The 24,806-nt window shown below is 69.6% G+C and carries 22 protein-coding genes; 11 read left to right on the top strand and 11 right to left on the bottom strand.

Annotated features, from left to right (window positions below; translation table 11 throughout):
* Positions 1-98 precede the first annotated feature (98 nt).
* The 3 genes from ABZX96_RS26435 to ABZX96_RS26425 form a co-directional block, all read right to left on the bottom strand.
* On the bottom strand, positions 99-788 hold the full coding sequence (locus ABZX96_RS26435; protein ID WP_355549169.1) for a DUF6113 family protein: 690 nt from the start codon (positions 786-788) through the stop codon (positions 99-101).
* Positions 785-1,702: an N-acetyl-1-D-myo-inositol-2-amino-2-deoxy-alpha-D-glucopyranoside deacetylase gene (mshB, locus tag ABZX96_RS26430; protein WP_355549167.1), complete on the bottom strand. Its 918-nt coding sequence runs from the start codon at positions 1,700-1,702 to the stop codon at positions 785-787. The genes ABZX96_RS26435 and mshB overlap by 4 nt, the downstream gene beginning before the upstream one ends.
* Before the next feature lie 150 nt (positions 1,703-1,852).
* Complete coding sequence (locus ABZX96_RS26425) at positions 1,853-2,047, bottom strand: hypothetical protein (protein WP_355549165.1); 195 nt, start codon at positions 2,045-2,047, stop codon at positions 1,853-1,855.
* 451 nt (positions 2,048-2,498) lie between these two features.
* Here ABZX96_RS26425 and ABZX96_RS26420 point away from each other — a divergent pair, with 451 nt between their 5' ends.
* Positions 2,499-4,673 carry a prolyl oligopeptidase family serine peptidase gene (locus tag ABZX96_RS26420; protein ID WP_355549164.1) on the top strand — a complete coding sequence of 725 codons (2,175 nt, stop codon included), beginning with the start codon at positions 2,499-2,501 and terminating at the stop codon, positions 4,671-4,673.
* 39 nt (positions 4,674-4,712) lie between these two features.
* On the opposite strand, the gene ABZX96_RS26415 is transcribed toward ABZX96_RS26420, so the two are convergent.
* Positions 4,713-4,898, bottom strand: coding sequence for a hypothetical protein (locus ABZX96_RS26415; RefSeq protein WP_355549162.1), 186 nt, complete (start codon positions 4,896-4,898; stop codon positions 4,713-4,715).
* Between the two features lie 299 nt (positions 4,899-5,197).
* On the opposite strand from ABZX96_RS26415, the gene ABZX96_RS26410 reads away from it, so the two are divergent.
* The 6 genes from ABZX96_RS26410 to ABZX96_RS26385 all read left to right on the top strand — a co-directional run bounded on the left by ABZX96_RS26410 (position 5,198) and on the right by ABZX96_RS26385 (position 13,082).
* Entirely contained in the window at positions 5,198-6,205 is a 1,008-nt protein-coding gene (locus tag ABZX96_RS26410; protein WP_355549249.1) for an ABC transporter permease, read from the top strand.
* An 89-nt stretch (positions 6,206-6,294) separates the two neighbouring features.
* A complete protein-coding gene (locus ABZX96_RS26405) occupies positions 6,295-8,085 on the top strand; it encodes an ABC transporter substrate-binding protein (RefSeq protein WP_355549160.1) in 1,791 nt (596 codons plus the stop codon).
* A 113-nt stretch (positions 8,086-8,198) separates the two neighbouring features.
* Complete coding sequence (locus ABZX96_RS26400) at positions 8,199-9,176, top strand: ABC transporter permease (RefSeq protein WP_355549159.1); 978 nt, start codon at positions 8,199-8,201, stop codon at positions 9,174-9,176.
* 13 nt (positions 9,177-9,189) lie between these two features.
* On the top strand, positions 9,190-10,251 hold the full coding sequence (locus ABZX96_RS26395; protein WP_355549157.1) for an ABC transporter ATP-binding protein: 1,062 nt from the start codon (positions 9,190-9,192) through the stop codon (positions 10,249-10,251).
* 16 nt (positions 10,252-10,267) lie between these two features.
* A complete protein-coding gene (locus ABZX96_RS26390) occupies positions 10,268-11,428 on the top strand; it encodes a dipeptide ABC transporter ATP-binding protein (RefSeq protein ID WP_355549156.1) in 1,161 nt (386 codons plus the stop codon).
* A gap of 598 nt (positions 11,429-12,026) precedes the next feature.
* Positions 12,027-13,082 carry an aldo/keto reductase gene (locus ABZX96_RS26385; protein ID WP_355549155.1) on the top strand — a complete coding sequence of 352 codons (1,056 nt, stop codon included), beginning with the start codon at positions 12,027-12,029 and terminating at the stop codon, positions 13,080-13,082.
* Between the two features lie 399 nt (positions 13,083-13,481).
* Here the strand turns inward: ABZX96_RS26385 and ABZX96_RS26380 are convergent, their stop codons facing one another.
* From ABZX96_RS26380 to ABZX96_RS26360, 5 genes are all read right to left on the bottom strand, one after another.
* Positions 13,482-14,567, bottom strand: coding sequence for a dipeptide ABC transporter ATP-binding protein (locus ABZX96_RS26380; RefSeq protein WP_355549153.1), 1,086 nt, complete (start codon positions 14,565-14,567; stop codon positions 13,482-13,484).
* A gap of 238 nt (positions 14,568-14,805) precedes the next feature.
* Entirely contained in the window at positions 14,806-15,822 is a 1,017-nt protein-coding gene (locus tag ABZX96_RS26375; RefSeq protein ID WP_355549151.1) for an ABC transporter ATP-binding protein, read from the bottom strand.
* Between the two features lie 241 nt (positions 15,823-16,063).
* Positions 16,064-16,933, bottom strand: coding sequence for an ABC transporter permease (locus ABZX96_RS26370; RefSeq protein WP_355549149.1), 870 nt, complete (start codon positions 16,931-16,933; stop codon positions 16,064-16,066).
* Between the two features lie 91 nt (positions 16,934-17,024).
* Complete coding sequence (locus ABZX96_RS26365) at positions 17,025-17,948, bottom strand: ABC transporter permease (protein WP_355549147.1); 924 nt, start codon at positions 17,946-17,948, stop codon at positions 17,025-17,027.
* A 14-nt stretch (positions 17,949-17,962) separates the two neighbouring features.
* The gene (locus ABZX96_RS26360; protein ID WP_355549247.1) at positions 17,963-19,558 is read right to left on the bottom strand and encodes an ABC transporter substrate-binding protein; all 1,596 of its coding nucleotides are present in this window, start codon (positions 19,556-19,558) and stop codon (positions 17,963-17,965) included.
* 463 nt (positions 19,559-20,021) lie between these two features.
* Here ABZX96_RS26360 and ABZX96_RS26355 point away from each other — a divergent pair, with 463 nt between their 5' ends.
* Genes ABZX96_RS26355 through ABZX96_RS26345 form a run of 3 tightly spaced genes read left to right on the top strand, consistent with a single transcriptional unit; the run spans position 20,022 to position 22,029 of the window.
* Entirely contained in the window at positions 20,022-20,360 is a 339-nt protein-coding gene (locus ABZX96_RS26355) for a hypothetical protein (RefSeq protein ID WP_355549146.1), read from the top strand.
* Positions 20,357-21,691, top strand: a complete 1,335-nt coding sequence (locus ABZX96_RS26350; RefSeq protein ID WP_355549144.1) for a hypothetical protein — start codon at positions 20,357-20,359, stop codon at positions 21,689-21,691. The genes ABZX96_RS26355 and ABZX96_RS26350 overlap by 4 nt, the downstream gene beginning before the upstream one ends.
* Positions 21,688-22,029: a hypothetical protein gene (locus ABZX96_RS26345; protein ID WP_355549142.1), complete on the top strand. Its 342-nt coding sequence runs from the start codon at positions 21,688-21,690 to the stop codon at positions 22,027-22,029. Before ABZX96_RS26350 ends, ABZX96_RS26345 begins: the two co-directional genes overlap by 4 nt.
* A gap of 80 nt (positions 22,030-22,109) precedes the next feature.
* On the opposite strand, the gene ABZX96_RS26340 is transcribed toward ABZX96_RS26345, so the two are convergent.
* Together ABZX96_RS26340 and ABZX96_RS26335 are read right to left on the bottom strand one after the other, a co-directional pair.
* A complete protein-coding gene (locus ABZX96_RS26340) occupies positions 22,110-22,349 on the bottom strand; it encodes a hypothetical protein (protein ID WP_355549141.1) in 240 nt (79 codons plus the stop codon).
* 79 nt (positions 22,350-22,428) lie between these two features.
* Positions 22,429-23,388: an alpha/beta fold hydrolase gene (locus tag ABZX96_RS26335; RefSeq protein ID WP_355549139.1), complete on the bottom strand. Its 960-nt coding sequence runs from the start codon at positions 23,386-23,388 to the stop codon at positions 22,429-22,431.
* A gap of 248 nt (positions 23,389-23,636) precedes the next feature.
* Between ABZX96_RS26335 and ABZX96_RS26330 the strand changes: the two genes are divergently transcribed.
* Positions 23,637-24,686 (top strand): methyltransferase, encoded by a 1,050-nt coding sequence (locus tag ABZX96_RS26330; protein ID WP_355549137.1) that lies wholly within the window; start codon positions 23,637-23,639, stop codon positions 24,684-24,686.
* Positions 24,687-24,806: the final 120 nt, after the last annotated feature.

The raw sequence follows: 24,806 nt of genomic DNA, 5'->3' as shown, positions 1-24,806 counted from the left end.
ACCATACTGTCCGCCGCACACCGGTACCCGGACAGCGGGGGAAGGCCCCACGTACGGGCGTCCGGGCGCCCTCGGACAAGATCACACCGGTCAGGACGTCAACCACCAAATCCAGCCGCCTGCCCGCGCGCCGTCCGCATCTGCATCCTGGTGGCACAGATCACAGCGATGACGATCCCGCCCAGCAGATAGCCGTACGATCCGAGCCCGGAACCGAAGACGAAGTCGCCCTCCGGACGCGTGTTGCTGAGGAACACGACGGTCCCCAGCCACCCGGCGCCCGGCGCCAGCACCCCCGCCGTCGTCCCCGTGGCCGCCCCGCCCCCGTAGAAGAGGCCGCCCGCGCCGGCCAGCGCCAGCAGCAGCCCGCCCGGGAACCACGCGGCCTGGACGAGCGTCCCCGCCACCGCGACGACCGCGCCCAGGACGAGCAGCAGGACGTACCCGGCCCAGCGCGCGCCCGGCGTCCCGACGGCCTGTCCTGCCGCCGCGGACGCACCGGCCCGCGCCGCACCGGCCCGCGCCGCACCGGCTCCGGGAGCACCGGTCCCGGCCGAAGCGCCGCCGCCGCTCTTGGCCCCGGCCTGGCCCCGGGCAGCCGCCCCGGCACCTCCCGCGCCGCTCCCGGCCCGCGCCCGCTTGCCGGCACCACCGGACGAGCCACCGGCAGCGGACTTGCCCGCACCGACGCCCGGCCCGGCGCCCGAGCCACCACCGGCCCCGGCGCCTCCCGCGCCCTTCCCCTTGGAGCCCGCGTTCTTCGGCCCCTTGCCCTTCTCCGCGCTCATGCCGTCGCGCCCTTCTCGTCGGCCCCCGCGTCGATCCCCGCGAAGAGATCGTCCTCGCGCCCGCCGTCCGGACCGCCCGCGACACCCCGTACGAGGCGGTAGTGCTCGGTGGCGAACAGCGGCTGTCCCAGGTCGTTGGAGAGCGCGAAGAAGGGGCCGTCCACGGCGATCTGCGTGGCGTGCGCCCGCATCGCCGCCTTCTTGGCGTTCCCGTACGTCTCGCCGCCGACGATCGAGGCGGTGACGGCGGCGTCCGGCACCACCCCCGGCACGTCGTCGACCGACGCGATGCCCGGGAAGGACAGCCCCGCCTCGCGGAGGCGGGTGAACCCCGATTCGACGTCGGAGCGGGCGTTGCAGTTCCAGTAGATCTTCGTGACGGCGTGCGCCGCGCCCAGTTCCGGGCGGAAGGCGGGGTCGGCGGCGAGGTCGGCGGCGCGCATGGCGACGCGGTGGGCCTGGATGTGGTCCGGGTGGCCGTAGCCCCCGTTCTCGTCGTACGTGATCAGGACCTGCGGCCGGGTCTCGCGGATCACCGCGACCAGGTGGCCGGCGGCCTCGTCCAGGTCGGCCCGCCAGAAGGCGCCGGGGCGGTCGTTCTGGGGCGCGCCCATCATCCCGGAGTCGCGGTAGCGGCCCGCCCCGCCGAGGAAGCGGTGGTCGCGCACGCCCAGCTCGCGCATGGCGGCGGACAGTTCCCCGGCCCGGTAGGGGCCCAGGGTGTCGTCGCGGTCGGGCGCGAGGTGCGCGAGGGAGGGCGGGATGACCTCGCCCTCCTCACCCTGCGTACAGGTCACCAGCGTGACCAGGGCACCTTCGTGCGCGTATTTGGCCATGGTGGCGCCGTTATTGATCGACTCGTCGTCCGGGTGTGCGTGCACCAAGAGCAGACGGCGGGCGGGAAGGTCGGACATGTCCAACAGCGTACGAGCCGGGCGGCGCGGCCCACGACCGGGACGGCCGCCCTCCGCGACGCCCCCCGCCCGACGGCCGCCCTCCGCAACGCCCGCCGCCCGAACGGCGCCCTCCGGATCGGCCGCCGCGTCCGGCCCCGCCCCGCCGGGTCAGAACTTGATCCCCCCGAGCATCCCGGCCACGTTCGTCGTCAGCTGCTTGATGGTGGGTCCGATGGACGAGGTCGCCAGGTAGAAGCCCAGCAGCATGCAGACGGCCGCGTGCCCCGCTTTCAGCCCGGACTTCCTGATCAGCAGGAAGACGACGATCGCCAGCAGCACCACCGCCGAAATCGAGAGTGCCACGGCGGTTCACCTCCAAGTACGCGCGGTCGGGACAGCGTTGGGCGGGCGCGGCGGACCGCGCCGGAAGGCCGCGGGCATGGCGATGCCGCGACCCCTTCCCTCCGTACCCACTGTGCGCAAGGGATCATAACTTTCCGTATCCGCGCATACGGAGGGGCACGGAAGCTCGATGGGGGCGCGTGTGATCCACTTCCACCCGAGGTGCACGCCCCCGCGCGCACGCGGGCCACCGGTCCGCGCGCAAGCCCCCACGCGGCGCACCCACCGGCCCGGAACGTCCGGCGCGGACACCACCGCCATCCCCGCACACACGCCCCCGCCCCCACCGAGCGCCACCCGAAACGCCCGCCCGGCACCCCCGCGCACGGCCCCACCACGGCTCCCGCACCCCCGCCCCTCCGCACGCCCGCGGCACCCCCGCGATCCGCCCCGCACCCCCTAGGCTCTGCGCATGACCGGACAGCCTTCCTTTCCCCGACAACACGCCCGCACCCAGCGTTTCTCCCTGGGCGCGCCCCGCGGTTTCACCATCGCGCCGGACGGCCGGCGGGTCGTCTTCCTGCGCTCCCGGTCGGGGACCGACCGCGCGAACCTGCTGTGGGTCCTGGACCTCGACGAAGGGCGGGAGTTCGCCGCCGCCGACCCCGAGACGCTGCTCGCCGGCGCGGCGGAGGAGTTGTCCCCCGAGGAGCGGGCGCGCCGCGAGCGCACCCGCGAGGGCTCCGCCGGGGTGATCGGCTACGCCGTGGACGCCGCGGCGGAGTTGGCCGCCTTCACCCTCTCCGGGCGCTTGTTCGTCTCCGAGCTGCGCGCCGGGACCGCCCGCGAACTCTCCGTGCCGGGGCCGGTGGTGGACCCCCGCCCGTCCCCGGACGGCCGGCACGTCGCGTACGTGTCGCAGGGCGCGCTCCGCGTCGTCCCGGCGGACGCCGCCGCCAAGGACGGCGATCCCGCGCCGCAGGGCGACCGCGCCCTCGCCGAGCCGGACGCCCCCGCCGTGACGTGGGGGCTGGCCGAGTTCGTGGCGGCGGAGGAGATGGACCGTTTCCGGGGCTACTGGTGGTCGCCCGACAGCGACCGCGTGCTGGCGGCGCGGGTGGACGAGGCGCCCGTGCGCCGCTGGTGGATCGCCGACCCCGCGCAGCCCGACCGCCGCCCGGCCGAGGTCGCCTACCCGGCGGCCGGCACCCCGAACGCCGTGGTCTCCCTCGCCCTGCTCGGCCTGGACGGCTCCCGCACGGACGTGACGTGGGACCGCGAGCGGTACCCGTACCTGGCGCGGGTGCACTGGTCGGCCGCCGGGCCGCCGCTCCTCCTGGTGCAGACCCGGGACCAGCGCGCGCAGCGCTATCTGACGGTGGACACCGCGACCGGCGCCACCGCCACCGTGCACGCCGAGGGGGACGACCGGTGGCTGGAACTGTTCCCCGGGGCGCCGGCCTGGACGCCGGACGGGCGGCTGGTGCGGATCGCGGACGAGGGCGGCGCGCGCCGGCTGTTCGTCGGCGACCGGCCGCTGACGGCGGCCCCGCTGCACGTCCGCGCGGTGCTGGACGTGGGCGAGGACGACGTCCTGTTCTCGGCGAGCGGCGAGGACAACCACGACATCGGCGTCTACCGGGCCTGGTACCGCGGCAGCGGTGACCAGGGCGGCTGGGAGCGGGTCGGCGCCCGCCCGTACCCGTCGGTGTCCTCGGCGGTGCGCGAGGGCGCGGTGGCCGTGCTCTCGCACGTGTCGGTGGAGCGGCCCGGGGCGCAGGTGGAGGTGGTGCGGCTGGACGCGGACGGCGGGGAGACGCACCTGGCGGCGATCGGTTCGCACGCCGAGGTGCCGGTGCTCACCACGCGGCCGGAATTCGTTCTCGCGGGCGACCGGCGCATCCCCTGCGCGGTGCTGCTGCCCACCGGGTACACGGAGGCCGACGGGCCGCTCCCGGTGCTGATGGACCCGTACGGCGGGCCCCACGGACAGCGGGTGGTCGCGGCGCACAACGCGCACCTGACCTCGCAGTGGTTCGCCGACCAGGGGTTCGCGGTGATCGTCGCGGACGGCCGCGGCACGCCGGGCCGCTCCCCGGCCTGGGAGAAGGCCATCCACCGCGACGTGGCGGCCGTCGTCCTCCAGGACCAGGTGGACGCGCTGCACGCGCTGGCCGAGACCTTCCCCCTGGACCTGTCCCGGGTCGGCATCCGCGGCTGGTCCTTCGGCGGCTATCTGGCCGGGCTGGCGGTGCTGCGGCGGCCCGACGTCTTCCGCGCGGGCGTGGTGGGCGCGCCGGTCACCGACCATCGCCTGTACGACACCCACTACACGGAGCGCTACCAGGGCCACCCGGACGAGGACCCCGAGGTCTACCGGGCCAACTCGCTGGTCTGGGACGACGGCCTGGTGGACGCGGCGATGCCGCACCGGCCGCTGATGATCGTGCACGGTCTGGCGGACGACAACGTGGTGGTGGCGCACAGCCTGCGGCTGTCCTCCGCGCTGCTGGCGGACGGGCGTCCGCACGAGGTGCTGCCGCTGTCCGGAGTGACCCACATGACGCCACAGGAGCAGGTGGCCGAAAACCTGCTCCTGCTCCAAGTGGACTTCCTGAAGCGGTCGCTGGGCGTTTCCCGGCCCTGACGACGGGCCGGGCGGCGGCACGCCCCGCCCGGTTCCGTTTCAACTCGCCGCCCCCGCGCGGCAGTTGGCGTTCGCGCTGCTCATGGCGCCCGCACCGGCGGCGCCCCCGGCGCCCGCGCCGTCCAGCCGCCCCTCCTCCGTCCGGCGCAACTCCTTCCGGCCGGGGCGCCACCCGAGCGCCCCGGCCGGCCCGCGGCGCCCGCGCGGCCGTACGCTGTCGAGCACGACGCGTCCGTATATCGGCGTGACAGGAGTCAACTGGCCCGCTCGCGACGGCAGTTGAGCATGACATGTCGCACATGCCGTGCACGGCGGGCCACTGTCAAGCACGTGGTGGCGTCAATCTGCGCAATCTTCGCTCAAGAAGCTCGAACAGTGCGAGTCCGCGCTTGTCAGCCCCTTGACTGCGTCATAAATCACTTGCGAAAGTCCGCTCAACCAGCGGTGCGACTCTGTGCCGCTTCCTGTTCGCAGAGAACTCGGCGCGGGGGCATTTCGCGATGACCAGCCCATCCCCGACCGCCATGGCCAACTCCGGAACCCCGGAACTCGGCCCGGACGGTTTGATCAAGGAAAAGGACCGAAAGAGCGGCGCCCTCGTGGGCCGGTCTCCCGGCCAGTTGATGTGGATGCGATTCCGGCGCGACCGCACGGGCGTGATCAGTGCCTGCGTCGTGATCGCCTTCTTCCTCATCGGACTGCTCGCCCCGGTCATTTCCAAGCTCTACGGCAAGGACCCCTACACCCGTTACGGGCAAATCACGCCCGGCCTGTTGGTCAACGGCTATCCGGCGCAGCCGAACGGCGGGATTTCCAGTGAGTTCTGGTTCGGTATCGAGCCGACGCTGGGCCGCGACGTGTTCACGCAGTTGATCTTCGGAATTCGGAATACGCTGTTCCTCGCGCTCGCGATCACGGTCGTTTCCGTGCTCACCGCGATCATCCTGGGCGTGGCGGCCGGGTATTTCGGCGGCCGGACGGACTACTTCATCGGCCGTCTGATCGACCTGCTGATGGCGTTCCCCAACCAGCTCTTCTTCGTGGCGTTCGTGCCGGTGGTCAGCGCGATCTTCGTCGCGCCGGAGGACGCGATGCCCACCTGGTTGCGGGCGCTGATCATCATCCTCGTCATGTGGGTGCTGGGCTGGATGGCGCTGGCGCGGCTGCTGCGCGGCGCGGTGCTGTCCCTGCGGGAGCGCGAGTTCGTCGAGGCCGCCAAGGTCAGCGGGGCGTCGCCGGCCCGCATCATCCGCCGCGAGCTGCTGCCGAACGTGATGACGCCGATCCTGGTGCAGACGACGTACATGCTGCCCGGCTTCGTCACCAGCATCGCGGGCCTCTCGTTCCTCGGTGTCGGCCTGGTGGAACCCACGCCCGACTGGGGCCGGATGTTCGCCAACGCGGCGGAGTACTACCGCAACGACATCACGTACTTGTTCTTCCCCGGCGTCGCGATGGTGATCTTCATCGTCGCGTTCAACCTCCTCGGGGACTCGGTCCGGGACGCCTTCGACCCGAAACGGGCTCGATGACGTTCGTTCCGCGGGGGGTGCTGCCACCCCGGCACCGCACGAGTCAGGCAGCGGCAACGGAACAACGACAGGCAGGTGCATCCACCACCATGAGCAATGTCCGTATGCGCAGAGCACGCGCCGCCCTCGTGGCGCTGTCCGCCGGGGCGCTGGTCCTCACCGCGTGCAGCAGCGGGGCGAGCCCGGAGGCGAAGGACGACCAGGGCCGCAAGCACGCCGAGCAGCAGCGCGCGCAGATCACCTTCGGCGACGAGAAGGCGTCCACCGGCCCGGCCGAGGCGGTGCCCGGCGCCACCCCCGGCGGCACGATCAAGGTCTACCAGCGCGACTCCTACTCGCACCTGGACCCCGCGCAGATCTACGTGAGTGACGAGGGTGCCGTCTCCACCCTCCTCTTCCGCCGCCTCACCACGTACCACCTGGACAACAAGGGCAAGTACACCGTCGTCGGCGACCTGGCCACCGACAGCGGCGAGCCCTCGGACGGCCAGAAGACGTGGACGTTCAAGCTCAAGGACGGCATCAAGTGGCAGGACGGCTCGCCGATCACTGCCAAGGACGTCCGGCACACCTTCGAGCGGCAGTTCGCGACGTTCATCACGGACGGCCCGTACTACGTCCAGCAGTGGCTGGCCAACAGCACCGACTACCGCAAGCTGCTGCCGGACGGCCCGTACAAGGGCAAGCACATCCCGGACGACATCCTGGACACGCCGGACGACAAGACGATCGTCTTCCACTTCAAGAAGCCCGTGCCGGACCTCCCGTACGCGCTGGCGATGGCCGGGTACGGCATCGTCCAGGAGAAGGGCGACACGAAGGAGAAGTACGACAGGGCGCCGGTGGCCTCCGGCCCGTACAAGATCGAGTCGTTCAAGTCCGGCAAGAGCATGTCGCTGGTCAAGAACACCAACTGGGACCCCAAGACGGACGTCGCGCGCCACCAGTACGTCGACAGGTTCGACATCCAGTTCGGTGTCTCCTACGCCGACTCCACCCAGCGGCTGATGGCCGACAACACCGACAACCAGAACGCGATCAGCTTCAACAACCAGGTCGACGCGGCCAGCATGCCGCAGGTGTCCAACGACCCGGCGATCAAGAAGCGCTCCACCTCCGGCTACCAGCCGTACGTCGGCGTCATGAACCTCAACATGTTCCGGCTCAAGGACAAGAAGGTCCGCGAGGCCATCGCCTACGCCCTGCCGACGCAGGCCATCCTCGACACGTACGGCACCCCGGGCGGCGGCGAGCTGGCCGGCAGCTACATCAGCCCCACCCTGACCGGCTACAAGGACATCGACCCCTACGGCAAGCTCAAGAAGCCGATGGGCGACGTGGAGAAGGCCAAGCAGCTCCTGAAGGAGGCCGGCAAGGTCGGCATGAAGCTCACCTTCGCCTTCAACACCGCCGCCGAGCCGCAGAAGTACTCCGTCGCCGTCACCGACAACCTGCGCAAGGCCGGGTTCAACGTCCAGCCCAAGGACCTGCCGGCGGACACGTACTACGACGTGATCGGCAAGAAGGACAACAAGTTCGACATCTACCCCTCCGCGTGGGGTGCCGACTGGCCCAGCGCCTCGACGGTGCTGCCGCCGGTCTACGACGGCCGCCAGATCCAGGACGGCTCGCCGAACTACTCGCACTACAACAACCCCGCGGTCAACAAGGAAATGGACCGCATCGCCCTGATCACGGACCAGAAGAAGGCCTCCCAGGAGTGGTTCGCGCTCGGTGAGCGGATCCTGAAGGAGGACCTCCCGCAGATCCCGACCTTCTACTACAAGCAGATCCAGCTGCACGGCTCGAAGGTCGGCGGCGTGGTCAACAACGACATCATCAGCGGCGTCGACCCGACGAAGCTGTTCGTCAAGAAGTAGCCCTCCCGCGCGCCACCCGGCCGGGCGCCGGTGTGCCCGCCCCACCCGGGCGGGCACATCGGCGCCGGTGACCGACCACCACGTCCGCCGCCCCACGAGAGCCGCGATCCGCCATGCTTCGATTCCTCATCCGCCGGTTCCTCGGCGCCCTCGTGATCCTGCTGGTCATCAGCGCGGTCACGTTCTTCCTCTTCTTCGCCGCCCCCCGGGACCCCGCGCTGCTGTCCTGCGGAAAGAACTGCACGCCGGACGCGCTGGCGATCATCCACAAGAACCTGGGCCTGGACAAGCCGATCCCCGTCCAGTACTGGGAGTTCATGTCCGGGATCGTCACCGGACGCGACTTCGCGCAGGGCCCGTGCCCGGCGCCCTGCTTCGGCTACTCCTTCGCCACCGGCGACCCCGTCTGGGACACCATCGTCGACCGCTTCCCGACCACCATCTCCCTGGCCGTCGGCGGCGCCGCGGTCTTCCTGTTCGTCGGGCTCGGCACCGGCATGCTCGCCGCCCGCAAGCAGGGCAAGGCCATCGACAAGGTCTTCAGCTCCGCGTCGCTGGTCCTCAGCTCGATGCAGATCTACTTCGTCGGCCCGATCGTGCTGGCCCTGCTCGTCTACAACCTGGGGTGGTTCGGCCAGCCGAAATACGTGCCGATCACCGAGGATCCGGGGGGCTGGTTCCTGGGGCTGATCATTCCCTGGTGCGTACTGTCGATCATTTTCACCGCGCAGTACACCCGTATGTCGCGGTCCTCGATGATCGAGCAACTCCAGGAGGAACACGTCCGCACCGCCCGCGCGAAAGGCATGTCCTCCCGGACGGTCTTCTTCCGTTACGCCTGGCGCGGTTCGCTCATTCCGATCATCACGATCTTCGGCATCGACCTGGGCAGCCTCTTCGGCGGCGCGATGATCACCGAGAAGACCTTCGCCCTGCCCGGCCTGGGGACACTCGCGGTGAATTCGGTGGTCAACACCGACCTTCCGATGGTGATGGGCGTGATGCTGTTCGCGGCGACGTTCATCGTCCTTTTCAACATCATCGTGGACGCCTGCTACGCGTTCATCGACCCGCGTGTGCGCCTGTCCTAGGAGAGACATTCCCGTGACCACCCTCACCAAGCCGGACGGCGCCCCGGACCCGGCCCAAACGCAGCCCTTCCTGTCCGTACGCGACCTGTACGTGCGGTTCTCCACCGAGGACGGCATCGTCAAAGCGGTGGACAACCTCTCCTTCGACCTCGAACGCGGAAAGACGCTCGGCATCGTCGGCGAATCCGGCTCCGGGAAATCGGTGACCAACCTCGCCATTCTGGGGCTGCACAATCCCGCCTCCACCGATATCTCCGGCGAAATCGTCCTGGACGGCCAGGAACTGACCGGCGCCAGGGAAAGGACGCTGGAGAAGCTGCGCGGCAACAAAATGGCGATGATCTTCCAGGACCCGCTGACCGCGCTGTCCCCGTACTACACGGTCGGCCGCCAGATCGCGGAACCGTTCGTCAAGCACACCGGCGCGAGCCGGCGGGAAGGCCGGCAGCGGGCCATCGAGATGCTGGGCAAGGTCGGCATCCCGCAGCCCGCGCTGCGGGTGGACGACTACCCGCACCAGTTCTCCGGCGGCATGCGGCAGCGGGCCATGATCGCCATGTCGCTGGTCTGCAACCCCGCGCTGCTGATCGCGGACGAGCCCACCACCGCCCTCGACGTCACCGTGCAGGCCCAGATCCTGGACCTGCTCAAGGACCTCCAGCAGGAATTCGGCTCCGCCATCATCCTGATCACCCACGACCTGGGCGTGGTGGCGAACATGGCCGACGAACTCCTGGTGATGTACGCCGGACGAGCCGTCGAACGCGGCACCGTCAAGGAGATCCTCACCGAGCCCCAGCACCCCTACACGTGGGGCCTGCTGGGCTCGATGCCGCGGCTGTCCGCCAGCGTGGACGAGCCGCTGCTGCCCATCCCCGGCACCCCGCCGAGCCTGCTCGACCCGCCGTCCGGCTGCCCGTTCCACCCCCGCTGCGGCTTCACCGACGAGGTCGGCGGGACCCGCTGCCGCGACGAGCGGCCCCAGTTGCCGCCGGGTCGCGGCGCCGCCTGCCACCTGACCCCCGAGCAGAAGCACACGTTCTTCACCGAGCAGATCAAGCCCCGCCTGGGCTAGGGAGCGACGCCACACCATGAATGCACCCGAAGACGTCATCGTCCCCGCGCCGCGCCCCGCCGCCCGCACCCCGGGCGAACCGCTCCTGATCGCCGAGAAGCTGACCAAGCACTTCCCGATCAAAGCGGGCTTCCCGTTCAAACGGACGATCGGGGCCGTGCAGGCGGTGGACGGCATCGACCTGACCGTCCACGAGGCGGAGACGTTCGGCCTGGTCGGCGAGTCCGGCTGCGGCAAGTCCACCACCGGCCGGCTGCTCACCCGCCTGCTGGAGCCCACCGCCGGCACCATCTCCTTCCAGGGCCGGGACATCACCCGCGCCACCCGCAAGGAACTGGCGCCGGTCCGCTCCGACATCCAGATGATCTTCCAGGATCCGTACTCCTCGCTGAACCCCCGCCAGACGGTGGGCAGCATCATCCGCGGCCCGATGGAGATCAACGGGATCAACCCCGAGGGCGGCCACGAGAAGCGGGTCCGCGAACTGCTGGAGACCGTCGGCCTCAACCCCGAGCACTACAACCGCTTCCCGCACGAGTTCTCCGGCGGCCAGCGGCAGCGCATCGGCGTGGCCCGCGCCCTCGCCCTGGAACCGAAACTGATCGTCGCCGACGAGCCGGTCTCCGCCCTCGACGTCTCCATCCAGGCGCAGGTCATCAACCTCCTCCAGGAACTCCAGCGCGAACTGGGCATCGCGTTCCTGTTCATCGCCCACGACCTGGCGGTGGTCCGGCACTTCAGCCAGCGGGTCGCCGTGATGTACCTCGGCAAGATCGTCGAGGTCGGCGACCGCGACTCCATCTACAACCGCCCCCGCCACCCCTACACCCACGCCCTGCTCTCCGCCGTCCCCGAGGCCAACCTCACCACCGACGAGGAAGACGCCCGCGAACGCATCCGCCTCGCCGGCGACGTCCCCTCCCCCATCAACCCACCCTCCGGCTGCCGCTTCCGCACCCGCTGCTGGAAGGCCCAGGACAAGTGCGCCACCGAGGAACCCCCCCTCGTCCAAATCCAGGGAAACCTGTCCGGCCACCTCACGGCCTGCCACTTCCCCGAAGAACCGACGATCACGGCCCGGGACGAGGACATCGTCCTGGACCCCGCACTGGCCGCGATCGAGGAGGCGACGGCCGATGCGCCGGGGCCGGCAAAGACCAGCCCGCCGGGCGACTGATGGGCGGCGGCCACCGACATCCGGCCCGTCCGGCGACTGATGGGCGGCGGACCGGCAAAACCCAGCCCGTCCGGGTCGACCGGTGGGCGGCCCCGCAATATCAAGCCCGCCCGGGTCAGCTGATGGGCGGCGGCCCCGCGATATCAAGCCCGTCCGGCGATTGAGGACAACGCCCCCGGCGTTCACCGGCACCAAAGAATCACCCACCGCCCGCCCAAGAGCCCGTACCCGCGCTCATCGGGGTGTCCTCAAACGCCGGACGGGCTGGAAAGTGACGGGCTCGCCCAATCAAGCCCGTCCGGGTCAGCTGATGGTCGGCGGACCGGCAAACTCCAGCCCGTCCGGGTCAGCTGATGGTCGGCGGCCCCGCAAAACCCATCCCGCCCGGGTCAGCTGATGGGCGGCGGCCCCGCAATATCAAGCCCGTCCGGCGATTGAGGACAACGCCCCCGGCGTTCACCGGCACCCACAAATCACCCACCACCCGCCCACCACACGGGCCCAACCGACTGGAATCCCACCCCACTCCGCCCCACCCTTCCCCTGAAGCCCACTCCAACTCGTACCGTTCACCGCACGACGACCGAAAGGAACCCCCGTGCGGTACACACTGTTCGGCAAAACCGGCCTCCGGGTGAGCGAGCTCGCCCTCGGCACCATGACCATGGGCGACACCTCCGGCTCGGGCTCGGACAAGGAGACGAGCGGGCGCATCCTGGACGCCTACGCGGACGCCGGCGGCAACTTCGTCGACACCGCCAACAACTACGCGGGCGGCAACGCGGAGTCGATCGTCGGCGAGCTGCTGGCCGGGCGCCGGGACGCCTTCGTCCTGGCGAGCAAGTACACCTGCGCCACACACAAGGGCGACGTGAACGCCGCCGGGAACCACCGCAAGAACCTCGTCCGCTCCGTGGAGGACAGCCTCCGCCGCCTGCGCACCGACCGCCTCGACGTCCTGTGGGTGCACGCCCGCGACCACTTCACCCCCGTCGAGGAGGTCATGCGCGCCCTGGACGACCTGGTGCGCGGCGGCAAGGTGCTCTACCTCGGCGTCTCCGACTGGGCGGCCTGGGAGATCGCGCAGGCCGGCACGCTCGCGGAGCTGCGCGGCTGGACCTCCTTCGCCGGGTCGCAACTTTTGTACAACCTCCTGGAGCGCACCCCCGAACGCGAACTGCTCCCCCAGGCCCGCGCCTTCGACCAGACCGTCATGGTGTGGTCCCCGCTCGCGGCCGGCAAGCTCACCGGCAAGTACCGGCGCGGCGAGTCCGGTCGGCTGGACGTCACCGGGGAGGCCGGGGCCGCGCCCGGAGAGGACGAGATCATCACGGCGGTGCTGGAGATCGCCGAGCAGGGCGGCTGGACCCCGGCCCAGGTCGCCCTGGCCTGGCTGCGCACCCGCCCCGGCAACCTCGTCCCCATCGTCGGCGCCACCAAGGAATCCCAGCTCGCCGACAACCTCGCCGCCATCGACGTCCGCCTCGACCCCGACGCCGTACGGCGACTGGACGAGGTGAGCGCGATCCCACTGGGCTTCCCGCACGACTTCCTGCGCGAGCCCGCCATCCTGGAGAACGTCTACGGCGACCGCTGGGGCGCGATCGAGGACCGGCGGACGACGTACCGGCGATCGGTGGAGGGAGTGCGATAGGCCCCCGGCGCCCAGGCCCGCTTTCGGGCGCGTCCGGCACACCGAAATCCGGGGCATGGCCCCGCAATACCAAGCCCGTCCGGGCCGACTGATGGGCGGCGGCCCCCGCAAAATCCAGCCCGTCTGGCCCAGCTGGTGGGCGGCGGCCCCGCAATATCAAGCCCGTCCGGCGATTGAGGACAACGCCCCCGGCGTTCACCGGCCCGCTCGCAAACCCACCCCACCCAGCCCGGCCGACAAGCGAAGGCCCGCCAAACCCCAGCCCGCCCGGGCCGACTGGTGGGCGGCGGCCCCGCAAAATCCAGCCCGTCCGGCCCAGCTGGTGGGCGGCGGCCCCGCAATATCAAGCCCGTCCGGCGATTGAGGACAACGCCCCCGGCGTTCACCGGCACCCAAAAATCACCCGCCATCCGCCCGATCCCCCCGCCCCGCCCGCTCCCCCCACTCCGCCGCGTAATGACACGCCGACGCATGGGCGGCCGGGCCGCCCACCTCCCGGAACGCGGCCGGCACCGCGAGCGCCGGCGTCTCCTCCGCGCACCGTTCGCGCGCCTTCCAGCACCGCGTACGGAAGCGGCACCCGGACGGCGGGTGCGCGGGCGAGGGCACATCCCCGTGCAGGACGAGGCGCCCGCGTCGGCCGGGCGCCTCCGGATCCGGGACGGGAACGGCGGACAGCAGCGCCTGCGTATAGGGGTGCGTCGGATGCTCGTAGATCTCCTCGTCCGTGCCGATCTCCACGACGCGCCCGAGGTACATCACCGCCACCCGATCCGAAACGTGCCGGACCACCGACAGGTCGTGCGCGATGAAGAGATACGAGAGGTCGAACGCGTCCCGCAGCCGTTCCAGCAGGTTGACGACCTGCGCCTGCACGGACACGTCGAGCGCCGAGACCGGCTCGTCCGCGATGACGATCTCCGGCCGCAGCGCCAGGCTCCGGGCGATGCCGACGCGCTGCCGCTGCCCGCCGCTGAACTGGTGCGGGTACCGGTTCGCGTACGCCGGATCGAGCCCGACCACGTCCAGCAGCTCCCGCACCCGTCGGCGCCGGTCGCCCTTGGGCGCCACCTCGGGGTGGATCGCGTACGGCTCGCCGATGATGTCGCCGACCGTCATCCGGGGGTTGAGGGAGGTGTACGGGTCCTGGAAGACCATCTGAATGTTGCGGCGGACGGCCTTCAGGGCGCGGCCCGTCAGCCGGGTGACGTCCTCGCCGCGGTAGAGGATCGCACCGCTGGTCGGCCGCTCCAGCCCCACGAGCAGCCGGGCCAGCGTCGACTTGCCGCAGCCCGACTCGCCGACGACGCCGAGCGTGCCTCCCCGGGCGAGATCGAAGGAGACACCGTCTACCGCCTTGACCGCCGCGCCCCTGCGGAAGCCTTCCGTCACCGGGTAGTGCTTGATCAAGTGCCGTACTTGGAGGACGGGTTCGTCACCGTTCCCGGTCTCGGCGTACGCGTTCTCGGCCCGCGCCTTCGCCAACAGGCGGTCGGCCGCGCCGCCTTCGGCACGGGCTTCCTTACGGCCCCAGTGGTCGGCGCGTCGGGGAAGCCATCGGCGGCGAGGCGCGGAGGCAGCCCGACCGGAGGCCACCGGATCGGAGGCAGCCCGACCGGAGGCCACCCGACCGGAGGCCGCCCGACCGGATTCGGGGGCCGGCTCCGGGGCGGACCCGGCTGCTTGATGATCCGGCCGGTCCCCCTCCCCGCGATCCGGCCGTTCAGCGTGCGCCATCCATCGTCTCCCTCCAGAAGTGGCAGGCGCTCGTCCGGCCGGGCGCCACGTCGTACAGCGGCGGCCGGTCCGTACGGCAGACCGCGCGGGCCAGGGGGCAGCGCGGGTGGAAGGCGCAGCCGGGCGGGATCGCCGTGAGGTCGGGCGGCGTGCCCTTGATGGCGGACAGGCCGCGGCCCTTGCGGTCCAGGCGGGGGACGGAGTCCAGCAAGCCGCGCGTGTAGGGGTGAGCCGGGTTCTTGTACAGCTCGCGGACGGGGGCGTGCTCGACGATCCGGCCCGCGTACATGACCGCGATCCGGTCGGCCACGTCCGCGACCACGCCGAGATCGTGCGTGATCAGGATCAGTCCCATTCCGTACGCGCTCTGCAACTCAGCGAGCAGGTCCATCACCTGGGCCTGCACGGTGACGTCGAGCGCGGTGGTGGGCTCGTCCGCGATGATCAGCTCGGGTTCCAGCGCGAGCGCCATCGCGATCATGACGCGCTGCCGCATGCCGCCGCTGAACTGGTGCGGGTAGTCCCCCAGCCGCTCCCCGGCCGCCGGGATGCGCACCCGCTCCATCAGCTCGGCCGCCCGCCCACGCGCCCGTTTGCGGGACAGGCCCGCGTGCACCTGGTACATCTCGGCGAGCTGCGCGCCCACGCTGACCACCGGGTTCAGCGCGGACAGCGCGTCCTGGAAGATCATCGCGAGGTGGGCGCCGCGCACCCGGCGCCGCTCCTCTCGGGTGGCGGTGAGCAGGTCGCGGCCCTTGAAGATGACGCGCCCACCGGTGACGCGGGCCGGCGGACAGTCCAGGATGCCCATCACCGCCTGCGCCGCGACCGACTTCCCCGAGCCGGACTCCCCCAGCACGGCCAGCGTCTCGCCCGCCGCCACGCGGTAGCCGACGCCATTGACCGCGTGCGCCACCCCGTCGCGCGTACGAAACTCCACCGACAGGTCCCGGACGTCGAGCAGCGGCGCTTCCCCGGCGGCGGGCGGGGGCGTGGCGGTCATGGCGCTCCTTTCCTCGGTTCTCCTCGGTCGGGTTCGTGGGCGGCGAGCAATCAACGCGAGCAATCCGCTCAAGCAATCAGCCGGCGCATTGACGAGCAATCAGCCGACTCATTGGTGAGCAATCAGCCGAAGCATCGGCGAGCAATCGGAGCAATCAGCCCGTGCGCTGAGAGCAATCAAGGGAGCAACAGGGGGAGAGCAATAAGGGCAGGGCAGCAACAGAGCAATATGCACCGCCCCCTCACCGCAATGTCGGATCGAGAGCATCCCGCACCGCGTCCCCGAGCACGATGAACGCCAGCACCGTCAGGCTCAGCGCCCCAGCGGGCCACAGCAGGACGTGCGGGGCGTTGCGCAGGTAGGTGGACGCCGTGGAGATGTCGATGCCCCAGGAGATCGTCGGCGGCTTCAGCCCCACCCCGAGGAAGGACAGCGTCGCCTCCAGGGCGATGTACCGGCCGAGCGCGAGGGTCGCCACGACGATCACCGGCGCCACGGCGTTCGGCGCGATGTGCCGCAGCAGCAGCCGGACGTTGCCCGCGCCCAGCGCCCGCGCCGCCCGGATGTAGTCCTGCTCCTTGGCGCCCACCACCGCGCCCCGCGCGATTCGGGCGATCTGCGGCCAGTCCAGCAGCACGATGAACCCGATCACCGGCCACACCGTCGAACCGGTCACCACGGACAGGAAGACCAGCCCGCCCAGCAGTACGGGGATGCCGAAGAAGACGTCCCCGAGCCGGGAGAGCAGCGCGTCCCACCACCCGCCGAGGAACCCGGCCACCCCGCCCAGCACGCTCCCCAGCACGGCGGTCCCGACCGCCGCGCAGACGCCGACGGTGACGGAGGCGCGGGCCCCGTACACCACCCGCGTGTATACGTCCCGCCCCTGGACGTCGAAACCGAAGGGGTGCCCGGCCCGCGCACCTTCCTGCGTGTCGACCAGGTTGGCCGCGTACGGATTGCCATGCGCGATCAACCCCGGCCAGACCGCGATCAGGACCAGAAAGAAAATAACCAACGCGGAGCCGACGAAGAGCGGATTGCGCCGCAGGTCGTACCACGCATCGCGCCACAGACTGCGCGGCGGCGGACCGGAAACCCCGGCCTCCACGGGCGGCGGGTCCCCTGACGGCGCCCCAGGACCGACAGCAGCGTGCGACAGAGATCCGTCGTCCCCCGGCCGCCCCTCTCCCCCGGCCCGCTCAGGCACGGCGAATCCTCGGGTCCAGCACCGCGTACAACAGGTCCACCACGAGGTTCGCCACCAGGAAGACGAGCACCAGCACCGTCACGAACCCCACCACCGTCGGCGAGTTCTGCCGCAGCACGCCCTGGTAGATCTGGTAGCCGACGCCGTGCACGTTGAAGATCCGCTCGGTGACGATGGCGCCGCCCATCAGGGCGCCGATGTCCGTCCCGATGAAGGTGACCACGGGGATCAGGGAATTGCGCAGCAGGTGCCGGACGATGATCCGCCGCCTGGGCAGGCCCTTCGCCACGGCGGTCCGCACGTAGTCCGCGCGCGCGTTCTCGGCGATCGAGGTACGGGTCAGCCGCGTCACGACCGCGAGCGAGGTCAGCGCCAGGACCAGCCCGGGCAGCAGGAGCTCGTCCAGCGGCGCCGCCGCCGAGGCCGTCGGCTTCACCCACCCCCACCGCACCCCGAACAGGTACTGCAGCACCGACCCGCTGACGAAGGTCGGCACGGCGACCACCACGAGCGTGCCGACCAGCACCACCGTGTCCACCCCGCGCCCGCGCCGCAGCCCGGCAAGCACGCCCAGGACGACGCCCGCGACCAGTTCGATCACCACGGCCACCAGGGTCAGCCGCAGGGTGACGGGAAACGCCGACGCCATGAGGTCGAGCACCGGCTCCCCCGTGAACGCCGTACCGAATCGCCCGCTGAAGATCTGCGCCATGTAATGCGCGTACTGGCGCCACAGCGGCTCGTCGAGGAGGAGTTCCCGGCGAATGCGCTCGGCGGTCGCCGGATCGGGAGCCCGGTCCCCGAACATCGCGGCCACCGGGTCCCCCAGCGCGTAGACCAGGAAGAAAATCAGGAAGGTACTGCCGACGAAGACGGGCACCATCTGCACCACCCGCCGGACCACGTAGCCTCCCATTCCGCCCGCGTCCCCTATCCGACCGTGATCTCGCCGTACACGGGAACACTGAACGGATTCAGGGCCACGTGGCGCACCCGCGTGGAATATCCCCCGCTCCCGTTCTGGTACCACAGCGGAATCACCGGCATCCGGTCCCGCAACACCGTCTCCGCCTCCTGGAAGAGCCGGACGGACGCCTTCTTCTCCGGCTCCCGGTTCGCCGCGTCCACCAGCCGATCGAACTTCCGATCGCTGAACTCCCCGTCGTTGGACGGCGCTCCCGTGTAGTACATCGGCTGGAGGAAGTTCTGAATCAGCGGATAGTCCATCTGCCACCCCGCCCGGAACGGCCCCGTCATCTTCCGGTCCGTGATCCGGTTCCGGTAATCCGCGAACGTCCCCACCGGATCCCCGACACACGCATTGTCTTTCCCCAGCGCCTTGTTGACGCTATTGCACACGGCATCGATCCAGTCCTTGTGCGACCCCGTGTCCGCGTTGTACGCAAGCTTGATCCGCCCGCCCGGCAGCCCACCGCCCTCCGCGATCAGCCGCCTGGCCCGCGCGGGATCGTACGCACAGGCGTCACCGCACAGATCGCCCCGGTAGCCCCCGCCCTTCCCCAGGACGGGCGAGGTCCAGTCGCCGGCGGGCGTCCGCGTCCCCCGGAAGATCTGCCGGGTGATGCGCTCCCGGTCGATCGCCATCGACACCCCGCGCCGCACTTTCTCCCGGCCTTCCGCGCCCCACCCCTTGTCATACAGGGGAAAGGTCAACGTCTGGAGGATGCCCGCCGGTTGATTGACATACCGCCCGCCCAGATCCCCTTTCACATTCTTCAACTGCGCGGCCGGCACGTCGTCCACCACATCGAGGTTGTCGGCCTGAAGGTCCATGTAGGCGGAGTTGTTGTCCGTGTAGACCCGCAGATCGACCCCCTCGTTCCGGGCCTTGTCCGGCCCCGGATACCCCGCCCATTTCCGCAGCCGCATCTGCCATCCCCGGGCGTACTTCTCCACCCGGTACGGCCCGTTCCCGACCGGCTTCTTCAGCCACCCGGCATGGTCCTCGTAAAACGCCCGCGGCAACGGCACGAAGGCCGCGTACCCCAAAGTGTCCGGCCAACTGGAGAACTTCTGCCGCAGCCGCACCCGGAACTCCCGCTCGTTGACGACCTTCAGCCCCGACAACGTCCTGGCGGTCGGCGTCCCCCGCTCCGGGTGGACCTTCTCGTACCCCTCGATGTACTGGAAGAACGGCGCGTTCTTCTGCCGGTTGTCCAACAGCGCTCCGTAATTCCACGCGTCCACGAACGAGCCCGCCGTCACCTTCTCCCCGTCGTGAAAGCGCCACCCGTCCTTCAGCCTGACGGTGAAATTCCGCCCGTCCGACGACGTGATCCGCTCCGCCACCGCGTTCTTCGCGGCCCCGGTCCTCGGGTCGTAATGCCTCAGCCCCCGGAACACCATCTCCAGGACCTTCCCGCCCTGCACCTCGTTCGTATTCGCCGGCTCCAACGGATTCTGCGGCTCCCCCCACGAAGCCCCGATCACCCCGTCACCACCCGCCCCACCGGGCCCACCCCCACACCCAGCACCAAGCACCGCGAGTCCGACGAGGACGGCCATCACGCCCCACCGCGCGGCTCCCTGCCTTCGCACGCACGGGCCTCCCTCGATCGGTCCGGAACAACGGCACACCGACAGTGGTGCGCCGCACCAAGACATAACACCGCAAAGAGGGTCAAAGGTCGCCCTTCTTCAACCTGGCCCCGCGCGCAGGGACAGCGGAATCCCCCGTATGCCGCAGCACCCGCGTCCACTTGCTCTCATCGCGGTCACGGGCCACGCGGAGCTCGTCGCCACCTGCCGACGGGTCGGCGGACCGGCCGAGGGGCCGACCAAGCGAGTCACCCAGGTGCAGGTAAACGATCCAGCAGGGTCGCCCCCCCCCGATAACGCAAGGGCACTTCCTCATGCCCCACAGAAGCCCGCCGCAAAGCCTTCCAATAGGCCAGAAACAGTTCCCTGCCCCCACACGACCAGGCAGTAACATGCAGCTATCACCGGGCACGAAACATGGGGGGAAAGTTTGAGTGACGGCTACAGTGCAGATCCCTCGTCCATCGATGGAAGCGCACATTTATTAGTGGAGATCGCAGGCTTACTCCAGGAAGGACGCCTGGACAAGGACCTCGGCACCCTGGCACGCGCCCCCCGCTCTCATCCAGAGGTGGCCGCTGAAGTCGCAGGGTTCGCTCGATTCGCCGCAGACCAACAGCAAGATTTGGTAATGCTGCTTACCGCACTTTCGACGGCATTGAAAACCACAGGCCAGAATTACACCAAGGTCGACGAAAAAACACGTGCCGAATTTAAGTCGTTCCTTGAATCGTCCCGGTATGAAGCACCGAAGGGTGTCGAGGCGTGACTTACTACGCTGATGTCAAGTTCCTTCAAGACTGCGACCCCGCACTGATCGAGCGCAACGCCGGCGAATACAAACGAATGCATGACCTACTAAATTCCGTGATGCCCTCCGTCCGCAGAGCCGAGGACCTCGACTGGACCAGCGCGTCACGGACCCATTATGACGCCCGTCTACGCGATGTCGATGGGCTCGCCACTGGGTTGGCGGCAGGCTACCAAAAAGCATGGAAAGCACTCCTCGCGTACGCAGACGCCACCGAGAATGCGAAGCGTTACCTCAAGAACGGCCGGGAATGCGAATCCGCACTCGCCGACATTATCGCTGGCGTCGCCACTCCCATTACGTCTCAGGCCAGGAGCGCGGAACCCATGCGTCAGTGGGAAGATCTGCGCAGCACAACCGGCTTCCTGGACTGGCTCGCCGAACTGACACTCGACGTAGACGCAGTCCGCGAAGAGGCCGACAGGTGGCACATGCTGGCTTCTGATGCCTACGGGAGCGCCTTGGAGACCGAGCAAGCAGCGAGGCGCGACTGCGTCACAAACCTCCGATCGGCCCGATCTCTGATTCCGGAGTTCCGTACAAGCTTCAAAGGTGCGGTCAGCCTCATGGCGCGCGTAAGCGCTTTGCAGGAAGAACTGGTACAAGCCGGCCGGGATCCTCGTACGCATCTCCCTGGCAGCGGCAGGAAGACGGACTTTTTCCCCGGAGTCGGCCCCGAAACAGTCGTCTCACCAGCCTTGCTCCGCATTCAGGAACTTTGTACTGGTTTGCCAGACGGGAAGGGCATCAACTACTGGCTTCCTTCCGATTCGGATGAGAAACGCCAAGAGTGGATCACAGCCAACCGCGAGATTCTCAAGGCCGCAGCCACCGAGAACGGCTTACCGCCGGACATGGTCGCCGGTATCGCCTGGAAGGAGGTGGAAGGCGACCCCGCGGTTGTGGACGATATCGCTCACACCGTACGCCAACTTGGAATTGGTGGCACAGCAGACGAAACTTCCATGGGCCCCTTGTCCATTCAGATCCGGCGGGCTGCTGAGGTGCTCGGCTACGATCCGATCAACATGACGGACCTGCAAAGGGAACAAGTCAAGAACGCCGTCAAAGACCCGGCTCAAAACGCGTTCATTACTTCTTCCTACTTGGCGCAACTCAAGGCAGAGAGTTCCTTCGCCGATGTACCGTCCGATGAGATGACGCCGACGCAGTACCGGGAGCTCGCCGCACGCTACAACGGTGGCCCTTACTGGGAGTCTGATCAGGCCCAGGCCTACGGCCGAGGCTTCATGAAGCATCTCGGCAAGGCGAAGGAAGCCCTCCAATGACTCCTCCCCCTACCTCTGTTTCAGCCGGTCGTGGTCGTTACCGCAAAGGCGAACTCATCGGCACGGCGCTAAGCATTCTCTTGATCACGGTCCTCAACCTGTTCCCCATCTATATGGTCTTCCTCGCTTTCGCCGTCACCCCAGACGGCCCCTGGGACGTTGCCGAGGCAGCGGCCAGGGTCCGGATGCTCGCCGCTGTGGGCGGGGCGCTCGCCGTGGTGGCAGGCGTTCTGACGGCAGTGGTGTTGGCCACCAGGTGGCTGCGGAGCAGGTGGTGGCTTGCCACACCGGTCGTCTTGCTGGCGTGCGCCGTGGGCCGGTGGCTCGTACCCAACTGATCGGGACGAGCCACCGGCAGGATGCGCGGTGCCAGGGCCACAGCGCGCCCCGCCCCACCGCCCCGTCCCGGCGCGCCGCCCTACAGCGGTCGCGTCACCGCGTTCATAAAGGCACCCACCCACTCTCGCTCCGCCATCGTGGGCGGTCCCAGCTCCGCGAGCACCGCTTCGGCACCGGCGACACCTGCCGCGACCTTCGCCGCCCGCCCGGCAGCCCGCGAGAGCCAAGCTGACGCACTCAGCCCCTCACGTTCGGCCGCCTCTTCGGCGGCCTTCAACGTCTCGCGGGAAATCGTGATCGTGACGCGTTCGAGGCTCATACCGCGGACCGTACCGACGGCGCTTCGCTCCTCGCACGATCGCAGCGGCCGTTCACCGACGCGGGGACAGGCACATGCCTCAGCCCCCCGCCACCTCATCCAGCACCCGCACCAGCGCCCGCGCGTCCCGGGGTCCCAGGTGCGGGGCCTTCACCGTGTGGACGGTGAAGCGGTTGTGCGGGGTGAGTTCGTCCGCGTGGCGGATCATCAGGTCCTGGAGGGCCGGGGGGATCATGCGGTCCTCGCTGTATCGCACGTAGGTGCGGGGGATGCGGCCCCAGGTCCTGGCGTCGCCACGGGCGTCGGAAACGCCGATGGCGGCCGTCTCGTCGGGCTCGAAGAGGTTCAGCTGCGCCCGCCACTCGGCGTCGGAGTACTCCGCGGCCACCGCCGCCTTGGTCTTCGCCAGGAAGTCGGGGGACGCCTGGCGCCAGTTGGTGCGCATGACGCCGAGTTCGGGCGCGGTGGGCACGCCCTGGATGGTCCCCATCAGCGTGCCCTCGGCCTCGTCGGTCTGCATGTAGTCCCACAGGCTGCGCAGCTTCGTGCAGCAGAAGGCCGACAGGTAGACGAGGTGATCGATGAGGTCCGGCACCACGTTGCCGACGCGGGTGATCGTGGCGCCGCCCATGCTGCCGCCGAGCAGGATCACCGGGCCGTTGCGGTGGGCCTGCCGGACGACATCGGTCACGTGCTCCACGTAGTCGTCGAGCGTGACGTCCTTCAGGGGCGACGGCTCGGTGCGCAGCGCCTCCGTGTCCTGCGGGGTCTGGTAGGCCTCCGGGAAGTACGCTCCCGGCCCGTGCCCGGGGAGGTCCACGGCGAGCGCCCGGTGCCCGAGCAGCGTCAGGTCCCGCATGAGGGGCGTCCAGCCGTAGGACGAGCCGTTGGCGCCGTGGACGAAGACGAAGGTCGGGGGCCGCTTACGAGGACGCGGGGCGGCGGCCTGGGCCATCGGGGCGGCCATCACACCGCCTGCCACCAGCGCGCCGGCCGCGGCGGCGCTCCGAAGGACGGTGCGTCGAGTCTCCTGCGTCATGTGATGCTCCCTCTCCTCGGTCATCGGTCGTACCGACCGTCACGAGAAGACGCCGGAAACCCGGCGGCAGTTGAACCACGCGACTCGTTTCCAGCCACCCCGCACACGCTCCAACCCTCCTGCCCGGCCGCTGTCTTGACCCCCTCTGGTGTCCTGTCGCCCGACCGTCCATCGTGGACGGCAGGAAAGTGACCTTGCCTCCGATACCTGCGAGTCCTCTGACACCTCCGATCCCGAGGAGCCGCCCTATGGGCACGACCCCGTCACCGTCCTCCGGACACGATCCGGGCAACCCCGCCGCGGACGACCCCGCGGTCCGCATCACCGAACTGTCCCTGGGTTTCCTCCAGTCCGCCGCGCTGGCGACGGTCGCCCGTCTCGACGTGGCCGACCACCTGGCCGACGGACCGCGCACGCCCGAGCAGCTCGCCGCGACGCTGAAGGTCAGCGCCGACCACCTGGGCCGCGTGCTGCGCCTGCTCGCCACCCGCGGCGTGTTCCGCGAGGACGACGAGGGCGCTTTTCACCTCACGCCGGCCGCCGATCTCCTGCGCACGGACTCCCCCGACTCCCTGCGGGACGGTGTCCTCATGCTGCAGAGCGACCTGTTCTGGACGCCCGCCTTGCGGATGGGGGACACCGTTCGTGCCGGAGCCACCGTCTTCGACGAGATCCACGGCATGCCCTTCTTCGACTACCTGGCGCGTAACCCGGAGGCCGGCGAAGCCTTCGACACCGGTATGGCCAGCTATTCGCGCACCGAGAACGACGCCATCGCCGGTGCGTACGCGTTTCCCGACGCCGGGACGGTCGTCGATGTCGGCGGCGGTCACGGCGGGCTCCTGTGTCAGGTGCTGCTCCGCAATCCGGGACTCTCCGGAATCCTGTACGACCAGGAGGGGGTTCTCCCCGGTCACGTTCTCGACCGGCCGGAGCTGGCCGGGCGGTGGGAACTCCAGCCGGGCGACTTCTTCGCCTCCGTACCGGCCGGCGCGGACATCTATCTGGTCAAGCGCATCCTGCACGACTGGAGCGACGAGGAATCCGTACGCATCCTCAAGAACTGCCGCTCCGGAATGACGGAGAACAGCCGGCTCCTGGTCATCGACGCCGTCATTCCGCCGGGCAACACACCGCACACCGGCAAGCTGCTGGACGTGCTGATGATGACGTCCCTCAACGGACGGGAACGCACCGAGGCCGACTTCCGGGAACTGGTCGCCACGGCCGGGCTGAAGGTGACGGGTGTCCATCCCACCCCGTCGACGCTGTCGATCGTGGAGGCGGTCGTGGAGTAAACGGCACTCCGCCGATCCCTGAACGCAAGAAAGCCCCGCCGGTTGCCCGGCGGGGCTTTCTTCAAAAATTGTTCGGCGGCGTCCTACTCTCCCACAAAGTCCCCTCTGCAGTACCAGCGG

The sequence above is a fragment of the Streptomyces sp. NPDC003077 genome (assembly GCF_040611095.1).
Lineage (GTDB): Bacteria > Actinomycetota > Actinomycetes > Streptomycetales > Streptomycetaceae > Streptomyces.
Note: the sequence above shows the minus strand (reverse complement) of the source record. Positions and strands in the feature narration are given on the sequence as shown.